Annotated in this window: 10 protein-coding genes; 4 read left to right on the top strand and 6 right to left on the bottom strand. The window is 70.3% G+C overall.

The features are described 5' to 3' along the window. The coding region (locus tag MJ785_RS03745; protein WP_239380039.1) for a hypothetical protein at nt 1-908 on the top strand (908 nt) is incomplete at its 5' end. Between the two features lie 163 nt (nt 909-1,071). On the opposite strand, the gene MJ785_RS03740 is transcribed toward MJ785_RS03745, so the two are convergent. The 4 genes from MJ785_RS03740 to MJ785_RS03725 form a co-directional block, all read right to left on the bottom strand. Continuing rightward, nucleotides 1,072-1,266, bottom strand: coding sequence for a DUF5703 family protein (locus MJ785_RS03740; RefSeq protein WP_239311588.1), 195 nt, complete (start codon nt 1,264-1,266; stop codon nt 1,072-1,074). A 62-nt stretch (nt 1,267-1,328) separates the two neighbouring features. Next, nucleotides 1,329-2,543: a hypothetical protein gene (locus MJ785_RS03735; protein WP_239311590.1), complete on the bottom strand. Its 1,215-nt coding sequence runs from the start codon at nt 2,541-2,543 to the stop codon at nt 1,329-1,331. A 13-nt stretch (nt 2,544-2,556) separates the two neighbouring features. Continuing rightward, on the bottom strand, nt 2,557-4,149 hold the full coding sequence (locus tag MJ785_RS03730) for a glycosyltransferase family 39 protein (RefSeq protein ID WP_239380043.1): 1,593 nt from the start codon (nt 4,147-4,149) through the stop codon (nt 2,557-2,559). 33 nt (nt 4,150-4,182) lie between these two features. Further along, nucleotides 4,183-5,676 (bottom strand): NAD(P)/FAD-dependent oxidoreductase, encoded by a 1,494-nt coding sequence (locus MJ785_RS03725; RefSeq protein WP_239311592.1) that lies wholly within the window; start codon nt 5,674-5,676, stop codon nt 4,183-4,185. 213 nt (nt 5,677-5,889) lie between these two features. Here MJ785_RS03725 and MJ785_RS03720 point away from each other — a divergent pair, with 213 nt between their 5' ends. Beyond that, a complete protein-coding gene (locus MJ785_RS03720; RefSeq protein ID WP_239380038.1) occupies nt 5,890-7,350 on the top strand; it encodes a glycosyltransferase 87 family protein in 1,461 nt (486 codons plus the stop codon). On the opposite strand, the gene MJ785_RS03715 is transcribed toward MJ785_RS03720, so the two are convergent. Together MJ785_RS03715 and MJ785_RS03710 are read right to left on the bottom strand one after the other, a co-directional pair. Beyond that, entirely contained in the window at nt 7,308-9,269 is a 1,962-nt protein-coding gene (locus tag MJ785_RS03715; RefSeq protein ID WP_239380037.1) for a glycosyltransferase family 39 protein, read from the bottom strand. The genes MJ785_RS03720 and MJ785_RS03715 overlap by 43 nt on opposite strands. Further along, nucleotides 9,244-11,394 (bottom strand): AAA family ATPase, encoded by a 2,151-nt coding sequence (locus MJ785_RS03710; RefSeq protein ID WP_239311264.1) that lies wholly within the window; start codon nt 11,392-11,394, stop codon nt 9,244-9,246. Before MJ785_RS03710 ends, MJ785_RS03715 begins: the two co-directional genes overlap by 26 nt. Nucleotides 11,395-11,564: 170 nt before the next feature. Here MJ785_RS03710 and MJ785_RS03705 point away from each other — a divergent pair, with 170 nt between their 5' ends. Next, nucleotides 11,565-11,813 (top strand): hypothetical protein, encoded by a 249-nt coding sequence (locus tag MJ785_RS03705; protein ID WP_239380036.1) that lies wholly within the window; start codon nt 11,565-11,567, stop codon nt 11,811-11,813. Between the two features lie 22 nt (nt 11,814-11,835). Next, nucleotides 11,836-12,555, top strand: coding sequence for a histidine phosphatase family protein (locus tag MJ785_RS03700; RefSeq protein ID WP_239311274.1), 720 nt, complete (start codon nt 11,836-11,838; stop codon nt 12,553-12,555). The last annotated feature ends 139 nt before the right edge of the window (nt 12,556-12,694 follow it).

The raw sequence follows: 12,694 nt of genomic DNA, 5'->3' as shown, positions 1-12,694 counted from the left end.
TCACGGCGCTGGCCGCCGGGCTCACCCGCGCGCTGGACGGGTTTGTCCAGGAGATGGCGGCCCTCGGCGATATGGCGGCAACGGAGGCACGGGTCGAGACCGTTGAGGCCGAAGCGGCCGAACGGGTCGCCGAAGCGGTCGCCCGGTCGGTCCGGGCCGAACAGGTCGCCCGCGAGGCGCAGGCCGCGCGGATCGAGGCCGAGGCCGTCGCGGCCGAGGCCGTCGCCGCGGTGGACCAGCTCGACGAGCGGCGGGCCGCTCTGGAGGCCGAACGGGACGCGTGTGCCGCGGCCCGCGACGAGGCACGGGCCGCCCTTGACACGGTGCGCGTCCAAGCCGCGGCCGCCCTTGAGCAAGCCCGGCGGGAGGCCGACGCCCGGATCGAACAGGCCTGTACCCAGGCGACTGAGGAGATCAGCCAGGCTCGTCAGGCCGCGGATGCCGCTGTCGCGACGGCACGCGGCGAAGCCACGGCCTCCCTTGCGCGGGCCCGGGAGGAAGCCGCCCAGACCCTCGCCGCCGCCACCGCGGCTCGTGATGGCGCGCTGGCCCGGGCGGAGGCTTTCGAGCGGACCGCGACCGAGGCCCGGGCGGAAATCGAGCGGTTGCGCGCTGATCTGCTTCGCCAGCAAGAGGTCACCGATGCCGCGATCACCCGCATCCACGCTGATGCCGACAGGCGGCTGGACAACGCACAACGGGTGGCGGACGAACGCCAGGGGGTGCTCGTCGAGGCCAGGGCGGACGCCCGGGCCCGCGCCGAGCGCGCGGAACGGCAGGCCGACGAACTCGCCGCCGAGCTGCGCGCGGTACGGGCGGAGCTGACCGCGGCCCGTGACAGCCTCCGCGGGACTGGGCAGCCCGCATCCCAGATACGTCACCCCGACAGTAATGGTCAGTCACAGTGAGAGCGTGTGTGAGATCGGGCGTTCGATCAGGCAGCGGCGCCGGGGCGGATGGATCGCGAGGCGGCGGAGGGAGCCACCGGAGGTGGTGGGCGTCGACCGACGACAACACAGCGAGGTGCGTGCCCCAGCCCCGCGACGCCGCGTCCCCTATTGCCGGGCGCTCTCAGGTCGGCAGATAGCCGGGGAGCCCGCTCCGGCACCGCGGGCGGCGCAGAACCACCCGCCGGGAACCGTCTGGCAGCAGGCGGAGCCGCTCCAGCTCCCAGTCACCGAACTCGGCATGCAGGGTGAGTACCGCCAGCGCCTGAAGTCGATCCGTTCCGGGCGGTAGGTACAAACGTTGATACTCCACGTCCATGGCGCCACCGTAACGACACGGTGGGCGGTGAGAGCGACGAACCCTCGGGTTCACCCTGCCTGTCACGGCACGTAAAGACCAAGGAACGCAAGCGTGGCATACACCAGCATCATCGCGGCACTCACCGTCAGGACGAGACGTACGACATCATCACGCCGGGTAAGAGCGGCCGCGACAAACAGGAACGGGAAGGTTCCGTACGCATACCGTTCACTCGAATCAAGATTACTACCAGTGAGTACGGCGGCCATCGTGATGGCGGCCCACAGCGTGTACGAGGCCGGTAGCGTCCGCGCCATCATGACGAGCAGCAGCGCGAACAGCGCCAGCCATGGAACGTGCAGGCCGGTGCCCACTTCGCCATGGGTGATTCCCCGGGCCGCCGTCCACAGCACAGCGGCGGGATTCGACGAGCTGCCATGCAACGACTGCTGCCGTTGCACCCGCAGCGGCAGCAGTGCGTCCGCATAGGCGATCCACGACCACAGCCCGAACAGCGCGCACCCGGCCGCGGGCGCGACAGCCGCCGCCGCCCGCCGCAGCCGCTCCGCGACAGCGGCTGTCCCGAGCCCGCGAACGGTCTCGACAGCCGCCGGTAGGACCAACAGGATGCCAACGGGACGACACAGCCCCGCCAGCAGGCCGCAGGCGGTGGCAAGCTCCCACCGCCGGGTGCGCAGGCCCGCGAACACGCCAACGGCCAGCAGCCCCCACAATGCCTCGGTATAGCCCATGACCAGCACAAATGCGGGCGGCGCCAACGAGGCCAGCCACACCAGGCGAGACGTTGCCGCCGCGTCGAAGCCCTCGTACCTGGCCAGCCAGGCGAGGGCTGCCACAAAGACAAGGGCGATCACGTTCACGAGGAGCAGCAGCGTGATGCCGGTGTGACCGCCCAGCCCGGGAAGCAGGGTGACCCCACGGACCAGCAGCGGCAGTAACGGGAAGAAACGCAGCCCCTGCCCGCCGGCTCCGGCGTACCCGTGTTCGGCGATACCCGCGTACCAGCCGGCATCCCAGCCAAGCAGCCCGGTCAGCGTGAACGGTCTGCCCGTGGCTGGCTGCCCCGCGCCAAGCTGCCCGGTGATGCCGCCTTGCCCGGCGATGTAGCGGGCCAGGGCATAGGCCGCGCCAGTGACGACCCGGGTGGCACACCAGGCAAGGACGATGTCACGCAGGGGCAGCGTCCGCCATCCCCGCCTGCTCGGCGTGCCCTGGCGGGGATGCGGCTGCGGCTGTGGCTGCGCGTGAAGCGCGGCCCGCGGCTGCGACGCCAACAACCATCACGCCCTAGGGCTGGAAGCGCAGGAGGGTGAAGTTCTCCCACACCCTGGCCGGTGTGCCCTGCCGCATGACCTCGTCAGCCCGTGGGCGGCTGTCCTGGAGACGGCCACGGACCTGGGTGCACAGGGTCTCGTACGTCCGGTAGGCACCGGAGCCGGCGAGGAACACGGTGTTGGCGGGGCCGGCCTCGGCGAGCGCCCTGTCCGCGACGATCACACCGTTCGCCTTCGCGTTACGCTCCTCGTAGTCCGTCCAGTCAACCCGGTCCGGCGGCGCGTAGGTCGGAACGACATGTACGTGCATCCAGGCCGGGACGGTGCGGGCGAGTCCCGGGCCGAGCTGGTCCGGGCAGACAAGCAGCACATCACCGGGACGGCCGAGACGTGCCAGCGCCGACGCGGCCTCGCCCGCCTGGGTGCGGGTCCGGGACAGGTCGCCGTAACCACCGACGAGCCCGAGCAGCGCGCACACGACGATGATCCCGCGGAACAGCCGACTGTCCACGGCGACAGTCGCGCCAAGCCCGATGACCAGCAGGAACGGAACGAACGCGGTGGCGGTGTAACGATCCGCCCAGGCGTTGCCCACCACCTTCCCCGCGGCCACGGCGACGAACAGCGTCATGGTGGCCAGGAGGAACAGCGTCCGGCCGGGCTCCATGCCCTTCAGGTCGAGCAGCACGTACCGGCCGTCGACCGCTCGGCCCGCGACACCCGCGGCGGCAAGCCCCGTGATGAGGAACAGCAGTGTCCGCCCCTGGGTGGTGGGACCACCTGCCCACTGCCCGTAGGCGTGCGCGATCGCCGCGAACGTCGCTGGTTCTCCCCACGGTGTTCCGGTGTGCGCCATCTGGTAGGAGAAACCTCCCAGCCAGGGGGCGAACACAAGGCCCCCGGCGGCGATACCACCGAGCGCCACCAGCGGCGCCTGGACACCCCATGCCGGCCGCGGCCTCGCCAGGACCAGCAGAAGCCAGCCAGCCACGGTGAACAGCAGGTAGAAGCACCAGTAGTGGGTGAGCGCCAGCATGCCCGCACACAGCGCCAACGCGGCGACCGAGCCTGGTGAGCGCCGCCGCAGCGTGGCTTCCAGCGCCAGTCCGCCAGCCGCGGTCAGCAGCACCACCAGGCTGTACATCCGCGTCTCGGTGGCGAAGTACAACGCGAACGGTGAGGTGAGGTAGAGCACTGCCGTGACCCGTGCGGCCCGGACGCCCACGACCCGCCGAGCCAGCAGGAACAGCGGCCCGACAGCGGCCAGGTTCATCAGGGCCGACAGCGCCCGCACCGCGAACGTGCCGACGCCGAACAGCTCGATCCAGCCATGCAACAACAGGTAGTACAGCGGTGGCGAGCCATCCTGGCGAAGCCCGTCGAACAGCGTCGTGCCGGGCCCGGTCAACGGAAGCCGCGCAATGGCGACACTCTGCGCCTCGTCCAGCCACAACGCCTGGCGGGCGGAAAAACGCACCACCACCGCTACCGCAATGAAAACGAAAAGTGCCGCCTTGAAAGCAAGGCCAGCCCGTTTCGCGCGGGGCTGGCTCTCCGCAGCCGGCCCCGGGATGTTCTCCAGCGGCCGCACCGCCACGTCAGTCACGGTCAAGTCCCCCCTTCTGGTCCCGCGACTGCGCTAACGCGGTGCCTTCGCGTAACCGGGGGAGACCTCCTCGTGGTAGTCCTCCTCCACGTTGACGCCCCACACGTCGTGCTCGGCTCCGTCAACAAGGTTCTGGACGGTAAGCAGCGCGGTGTACATCGAGTGATCCTGATTGTTGTACCGATGCATACCGTTGCGGCCTACCGGGTGGACGTTTGGCGCGGCCTCAGCCAACCAGCCACGCATGATTTCCACATTCTTCTTGTAGTCCGCGTCATAGAACGGGTAGGCCTTGGGCATACGGACCACGAAACCGCGTTCCACCTGGTCCGCCGGGACAAGACCCAGCTGCGCGAGTTCCTTGGAGGCGAGTGCGATCAGGTCTTCATCGGGCATCGACCAGGTCTCGTCACCCTCGAACACGAAGTACTCCATACCCAGGCAGGTGCGCCCCTCCTTCACCAGGAACGGCGACCACGAGGCGAAATTCTGGATGCGCCCGACCAGCAGCTCGGGTGAGTGCACGTAAATCCAGTTGTCCGGGAAACCAGCGGACTCGGGCACCACGAGCGCGACGGTGAGGAAGTCACGGTAGCGCAGCGCGTTTGCCGCGGCCAGCACATGGTCGGGGGCGGGCGGGTCCATGACCCGGATCAGCGAGGAGAACGACATCGACGATATGATCTCGTCTCCGCTGTAGCGGTGCTCGGACCCGATGTCGGTCCGGGAGGCCTCCGGTGCGCCCGCTCCGGGACCGTACCCACCGGTGACCACGGTGGTCACGCCGGTGGCCCGGCCATCCGCGTGGTGAATCCTGCGGACCTTCTCCTCAAAAACGATCTTCCCGCCGCGCTTGGAAATTTTGTCCGCCGCGGCCTCCCACATCATTCCGGGCCCGTGTTTCGGGTACTGGAACTCCTCGATGAGAGAGGCGATGTCCTTTTGGTTCCGTTTCGGCATGACCGCGTTCATGATGGCATTGAGCAGCGAGAGGTTCTTGATACGCTGCGCCGCCCAGTCCGCCTCGATCGTGTTGGCCGGCACCCCCCACACCTTCTCGGTGTAGGTCTTGAAGAAGATCCCGTACAGGCGCCAGCCGAAACGGGCCGCGACCCAGCCTTCGAATTTCGTCTGATCCTGGGGCGGCCGGACCCGCGCCCAGGCGTAGGAGAGGATGCAGCGCACCGCCTCGAGCACACCAAGGCCGCGCAGGGCATTACCGGCACGCAGCGGGTAATCGAAGAGTTTCCCGTTGTACATGATGCGGCTCGACCGCGGGCGCATCAGAAAGTCCTCATCAGGCAAAATCTCGTGCCAGAGGGCCTCGACCTCGGGCACCTTGGTGAAGAAGCGGTGCCCGCCGATGTCGAATCGCCAGCCTTCACGCTCCGCGGTGCGACTGATGCCCCCCACCGTCGAGTCGCCTTCGAGGACCGTCACGGGTACGTCCCGCTTCACCAGCTCCCAGCCAGCTGTTAGACCTGCCGGTCCGGCTCCGATAACGATGACCTCGGGCTTTTCGGCCACTGTGCCTGACCTCTCCTCAACTTCGCACGCGATGGTCATCCGCGCGACACACCAAGAAGCCGGTGGACAATAGTCCGGCTCGGCTTCTCAGTCTGGCATGAGCCAGGCGGGCACCTGCCCGCGCCCCCTCGCGATTGCCCGGCACGATCTCCCGGCCGAACCCGCTCCGCGTCAGCCCGGTGGCTGGGTAAGGCTTCTGGCATGGTGCGGGTCATGACTGCGTTCCTACCCGGCCGGGCGAACAATCCGACCACCGCATCCGGGTGGTTTCGACACGATCTCCCGGCCAGCGGGAACGTGGGTCCGCTGCTGCTCGGCTGGTGTGCCGTCGCGGCGGGCATCGCCGCGGGCGACGGGCGCGGCCCCTGGCCGTTGGCATTGGTGCTGGCCGGGTGGGGCGCGGTGCTCGTCAGTGTCGGCAACGTGGTCGTCGGCAACATGGTCGGCAAGGATGCCCGCGCTGGCCGCGGAGCGGTCTGGGTGACGCTGGCTGTGGTCCTCGCGGCCGGTGTGACGATGCGGCCTCGCTACTACGCCGCCGGCGGGTGGGCGGACGTCTCCGACGCGCTCGGCGTGGCCGGCGGGCTGCTCACCGCGGGGTCGATCCTGTGGTGGCTACGCCGGGTGCCAGGTGACCGCGCCGGAGCACGGTGGCTCGTGTCGCCATCCTGCTTCTGGTCGGTTGTCGGTCTCATGACAGGCGCCGGGATCGCAATGATCATTGCGGCGCCGCGGCCGCGTATCGATGTCTTCTACCTCCTCCAGGTGTCCGCCGACGGCCTGTTCGCGGGCGCGGACATGTACCGTCAGCAGTGGGCCCCCAGCCACACCGGGTATCCGGTGAACCAGCTGTTCGATGTCTACCCGTATCTGCCGGGGACAACGCTCGTCCTCGCGCCCTTCCGCCTGCTGCTCACCGACGTCCGCTATGGTCTGCTGCTCGCCTCAGTGATCACAGCTGTCGCCATCCGCCGGATCATGGCTCGCAACGGCGCGCTGGGGGATACCGGGCTCCCGCCCGCGCTGCCGCTGCTCGTGCTGGCCTTTCCCGGATCCATGTACGCGCTTCAGCAGTCCTGGACAGAGCCGCTGCTCACGGCATGCGTCAGCGTGATGGTGTGGGCGGTGGCCGCGGGCCGGGCCCGCTGGGCGGTCGTCGCGTTCGCCGTGGCTCTCGCCAGCAAGCAGCACCTGGCGCTGCTGATCCCGGTCGCGGCGTTCTGGCCGGCGTTCGGGCCCAGGCGCACACTCGCCTCGGTCGCCGTCGCCGCGGCTGCCGTCCTGCCCTGGGTGGCCGTCGGCCCGGCGGACTTCTGGCGGGACGCGGTGATGACCAATCTTCGCTATCCGGTGCGCGGCGATGCGCTGTCCGTGCCCGGCGTGCTCTCCCACGTGGGGGTCACAACCGGTTTCGGGCCGGTGGCGGCCGCGCTGGTACTTGCCTACTGGCTCGCCTGGCGGGTGCGGGCCGACGCCGCCGGGTTCTGCGCGGGCGCGGGCGTGGTGCTGCTCACGTTGGACGTCATGAACAAACAGTCCTATTTCAACCACTACACGTTGCCGATGGCGCTGTTGGTGACCGCGCTCGCCGCCCAGGGCGAGCGCGGCCCAACAGCGCCGGCCGCGCCTGTTCAGCGCAACGTGGAGAAACGCTCCAGCGCGGCGCCCTCGTAGACCATGCGCCGGTCGACCTGGAGAGTGCGGTCACGCAAAGCGGCAAGTTGGTCCGAAACGACCGCGCAGGCACCTTCCAGGGTCTTGTAACCGTCCGCGCGCACAAGGAACACAGCGTGGCTGGGGCCGGCCAAGGTGTTCACGCGGGCCGCGAAGTCCGCACCGCTGGCCCGTCTCATCCGGGCCGCGTAGTCGACCCAGTCAACCAGCGCCGGCCCGCTCGCGTCCGCGTAGACGATCTGCCTGAGGTCAAGATCGCCATGGCGTTCGATAGCCCGGAACACCGCCGGGCCCAGCTGGTCGGGACAGTAGGCGACCACGTCCCCCGGCCGGGCCAGCGCTGAGATCCGATTCGCGATCTCCCCGGCCTGCGTGCGTTCCTGCCGTGCCATGTTCCAGCCGCCGGACAGGCCTGTCACGCAGACAATCATGATGATTGCCGTCCGCACCCGTCCGGGCAGCAGGCCGATGCCCAGCGAGGCGAGCAGCAGAAAGGCCGGCAGCGATATCCCCGTATAGCGTTCCGTGTAGGCACTGCCACCCATGGTGTTGACCAGGTAGGCGAGGGCGAGCGGAACCAGCCACAACGCGACCAGGTAGCGTCCTGGCAGCCGCCCGGTCGGGACGATGTGCAGCCCGTCGTCCTGCGGCCGGCCGGTCAGGCCGAGCAGCGCGGCTCCGAGCAGAACGACTCCGAGCAGCGCACCCGTCGACGTCGGCCCGGCCCAGTCGAACACCGTGTCCAGCAGCACCTGGGCCTGCACCCGCGCCGCCCACGGGGTGCCCGTGTGCAGCATCTGAAACAGGAACGACGGCATCCAGGGCGCGAACAGCACAGCCGAGGCAACCATCGCCAGCAGCGCGGACAGCGCGGAGCGGCGATAGGAAGGCCGCCGCCGGGCCTGCACCGCCAGGAACACCGCAACCGTGGTGACCAGCAGAAACGTCCAGTAATGCGTATAGACCAGCGCGGCGGTGGACACGGTCAGCAGCACCAGGCGGCGGCGGGACGGCTGTTCCAGCGCCCGCACCAACGCCAGCCCGAACAGCAGCACCAGCAGCACCACCAGCGAGTACATCCGGGTCTCGCTTCCGTACCGGATCGCGTACGGAGAACACGCGAACAGCAGCAGGGCCGCCATCCCCACCCGGCCGGGCGTGGCCGCGTCACCGCTGCCGAACATCGCCGCCACCCGGCCGACCCGGCGGCCGGCAATCCAGGCAACCGGCAGCGTGCCCAGCGACAGGAGGCCCGACAGCGCCCGGACAGCGACATCCCCCGTTCCGAACAGCCTGATCCACATATGCAGGAGCAGGTAGTACAGGGGCGGCGAACCGTCGTGGCGCAGCGCGTCGAGCAGCCCACCGACCGGTCTGCGAGAGATCTCGACGGTGAGTGACTCGTCCAGCCAGAGGTGGCTCGGCGTCACGAACCGCAGGGACGCGCCAGCCCCGATCGCACCCAGCAGGACGGCTATCAGCAGCCTGCGGATCCACCGGTCCCACAGCGGTGCCCAGCCGGCTGGCGCTGACCGCCCGCTGGCACTGACCGGCTTCGCCACCTGCGCCACCTGCGCCGGCTGTGCCGGCTGGCTACCCGGCCGCGCGAGGTCATGCCCGCGGTGAACCTCCGCCCGCGGTTTCGGGACGCTGGTGCGTGACCGCGCGGCGTCGATGATCGGTGCCGCGGACGGGACGGCCGCCGTCGATGCCGCCGCGGCCGGCATGACGGACACAGCCGCGGATGCGGGCAGGTCCGCCACCGGGCTCCCAGAAAGGTCGGTGCTCACCAACGAGACGGTACCCACAGTGTCACCAGCCCGATCGTCCATGTCAGCCGCTCGACGCGCCGCGCCGTGGCCGGCCGGCGAACCGCGGGCACGGCGCCGCGGCTCACCGGCCCTGACCAGCGGAGTCATCCGGCTCGACCGCCGCCTCGATCTCCTGCGCGAGCAGGGCGGGAAGAAGTGTGTTACGGCGCCGGCCGCCGGCCTGGCGCACCGCGCCCCGCAGCGCCGGGCCGCTCACCGACACCACCGACAGATGGCGCTGGGCCCGGGTCAGCGCGGTGTAGATCAGCGGACGGGTCAGCATCCGTCCCGCTTCTGGCGGGAACACCGCCACCACGGCCGGCCACTCGCTGCCCTGCGCCCGGTGGACCGTGACCGCCCAGCCGTGCCGCAGATCCCCGACAGCCCCGCTGGGGACATCGACATCGCCACCGGGAAAGGCGACCGTGAGCACGCCCCGGTCACCTACGCCGCGTACCATCCCGATCTCCCCGTTGGCGAACCCGTCGTCCAGATGGTTCGCGGTGGCAACCACCCGATCACCCACATCGAATCCGCCCGCTGCCCCCGCACCGGGGTTGAGCACCTGCTTGAGCGCCTTGTTCAGCGCGGCTGTCCCGGCTGGGCCCCCGTGGACCGGAGTCACGACCTGAACGTCGGTCACCGGGATCCCCAGCGCCCGCGGGATGGAGTCGGTCACGAGCTGGACGACCCGGTGGGCTGCCTCTCCCGCGCTGCGGGCGGGAACCGCCACCACCTCGCGGTCCGGTCCGCGCGGTGGTGGCGGGAGCTCACCCGCGCGGACCGCCATGGCGAGTGTCGCGATCCCACCACCGTCGGCCTGGCGGTAGAGCCGCCGCAGTTCGGTGACGGGCGCCACCCCGGCGTCGAGCAGGTCAGCGAGCACCCGGCCCGGGCCGATGCTCGGTAGCTGGGCCGGGTCTCCGACGAACAGCAGATGGGTACCGTCGGCGCAGGCATCCACCAACGCGGCGGCGAGCTCGGCGTCGAGCATGGACGCCTCGTCGACGACGACGAGGTCGGCCTCGATGGGATTGTCCCCGTCACGCGCGAAGGCCCCGGAGGTTCCCTGCGCCTGCAACAGGCGGTGCAACGTGCTCGCGGGCCAGTCGCACAGCTCCTCCAACCGCTTGGCCGCCCGGCCGGTCGGCGCGGCCAGGGCGATCCGCGCGCCGGCTGCCTGCGCGAGGCGTACAACCGCGGCCACGGTTCGGCTCTTGCCCGTCCCCGGTCCGCCGGTGAGCATGCTCACGCCGATGTCGAGAGCGGTGCGGGCCGCGTACAGCTGGCTCTGGTCAAGGCTCGCCAGGACCGCGGCAAGATCTTCCTCGGGGTCATCCCCGGCCGGGTCCTGCGCGCGGTCATCAGCGGGGATCTCGGCCGGGTCGAGCTCCCCGGGCCCGTCGTCGTCGATGCCGTCGATGCCGTCCAGACTGTCGAACATGTCCGGATGGGCATCCGGCCCCGTGGGGGCCGTCGGCGCCGGCCGGCCGCTCCCTGGCCGGGTGTTCCCCGGGCGCAGCGGCTCGGCGATGGCCAGTAGCCGCGCGATGCCTTCGGCCAGTGTCTGTTCGGCCACGGCAAACCGCTCGAGCGCGGCCAGCTCACCGGTTATGACCACGTGGCCGTCCTCAACCGCGGCGCGCAGCGCCGTGGCCGGATCCGCGACACCATCACGGGCCGCGGCCCGCATGAGCGTGTCCAGCGGTGCCGCGGTGTCGCCGAAGCGGAAGGCCGCCCGGCTGAGCAGATAGGCGATCACGGCCGGGCCTCGCCGGGGGTCGTCGCGCCCCGCGCCCGCCACGCGGGCAAGGCGGTCCGCCTGGGTGAGTTCGGCCTCGCCCGCGGCAAGCAACGCCCAGGGATCCGCGCGTAACGCGTCCGCGACCCCCGGGCCGAGCTCGTCAGTCAGCCCGCGCACCAGGCGTGCCGGCAGATCAGCCGCAATCAGCAGCTCGGCCGCGCGGTAGGCGCCTTCAGCGGCGGCAAAGGAGTCGACCAGCCGCTGGGCCCGGGCCGGGGTGACACCCTCGACCGCTGCCAGCCGGGTCGCCTCAACGTCCGCCGGGCCGCGGATCCCGGCATCGGCGAGCCGGGCGGCGGTCGTCCGGCCGAGCCCCGGCCACAGCCCCGCCGCGCAGAATGCGCTGAAGACGATGGCAGGATCGGTCAGCGGCGCCTCGGTCGGGGCCACGCCGGAAGGCTGGTCAGTCGGCACTGTCTCGGCCTGCATGCCGGCAGCCTACGGCGTGTTTCAGAAGTCGCCGTTCGATCCGTTTCGATGCGTGGGGCTATGCTTCCCGGGACGGCTGAGCAGACGATCAAAAGATCGTGATCGTACACCCCTCAACCTCCTGGGCTTCCCGTTCACCGTTCGACGCCGCTTGTGGAGGGGACTTGCCGTTGAACATGCTGGAAGCCGTTGCGCTGGGCACTGCGCGGGGGCTGACGGAGTGCCTGGGCCTGGGCCTGGGCGTGGCTCCGGCGCTCCTTGCCACCCTCCTCGCCGCTGCCGGGGGCTACGCCTCCATAGCCGGCCCGCTGAGATTCCTCGCCCACCACAGCACGCTGGCGTCTGTCCCCTACGGGGTGGGGCTGGGTAGCGGGGTCCGGCTCTTGGCGGCCGCCGGAGCCGTTGCGGCCATCCCATGATGATCTGCTCTGTGGATGCCCGGTGACCACCGTCCTGCTCGTCCGCCATGGTCTTACCGCCGTGACAGGCACTGTCCTGCTCGGCTGGACCCCGGGTGTCGGTCTTGACGACCGGGGCCGGGAACAGGCACGGGCGCTCGCGCGCCGCCTCGCGCCGGTTCCGCTTGCCGCGATCGTGTCCAGCCCGCTGCAGCGCTGCCAGGAGACCGCCGCGGCGATCGGAGCCCAGCGGCCCGAACCCACCGACGGTACGGACCAGGCACGTAGCATCACGGTCGACGACCGGCTGGGGGAGTGCCGCTACGGCGACTGGACGGGCCAGGAGATGAAGACCCTGGCCGCTGATCCGCTGTGGCGGACCGTCCAGGAGCACCCGAGCGCGGTGGTTTTCCCCGGGTCCGGGGGAGAGGCCCTGCGTGATACCGCGCATCGCGCGGTCACCGCGATCCGCGACTGGAACGCGAGACTCGGGCCGGACGCCGTCTGGCTGGCGTGCTCCCACGGCGATGTGATCAAGGCGATCGTCGCGGACGCCATGGGCATGCACCTGGATCTTTTTCAGCGCATCTCGGTGGATCCCTGTTCGCTGACGGTCATCCGTTACACCGAACGCCGGCCGTTCGTGATAAGGGTGAACGACCGAGGTGACGGGGTCGCGGACCTGCTGCCAGCTCCACGCACTGCCGATGGCGCGACCGATGGTGACGCCATCGTCGGTGGCGGCGCCGGAACGACCGAATGATCAATATGATCAACAAGAGCGCCCGGCGGCAGGAGCGTGGGGGCAGCGAGCGGGGTTGGGGCGTGTGCGTCGCGAGGGTGCCAGGCGGTCTCAACGCGCGATCACGGCTCCTCATGAGTTCTTGCCGGGGCCGCGGACC

Origin of the sequence: Protofrankia sp. CiT1 (genome assembly GCF_917627335.1) — a bacterium.
Lineage (GTDB): Bacteria > Actinomycetota > Actinomycetes > Frankiales > Frankiaceae > Protofrankia.
This window is presented reverse-complemented; position numbering and strand designations above follow the sequence as displayed.

Coding starts and splice junctions, on each gene's coding strand:
- MJ785_RS03740 (WP_239311588.1), bottom strand. CDS start 1,266: ATGGACGTGGAGTATCAACGTTTGTACCTACCGCCCGGAACGGATCGA.
- MJ785_RS03720 (WP_239380038.1), top strand. CDS start 5,890: ATGACTGCGTTCCTACCCGGCCGGGCGAACAATCCGACCACCGCATCC.
- MJ785_RS03715 (WP_239380037.1), bottom strand. CDS start 9,269: ATGACTCCGCTGGTCAGGGCCGGTGAGCCGCGGCGCCGTGCCCGCGGT.
- MJ785_RS03710 (WP_239311264.1), bottom strand. CDS start 11,394: ATGCAGGCCGAGACAGTGCCGACTGACCAGCCTTCCGGCGTGGCCCCG.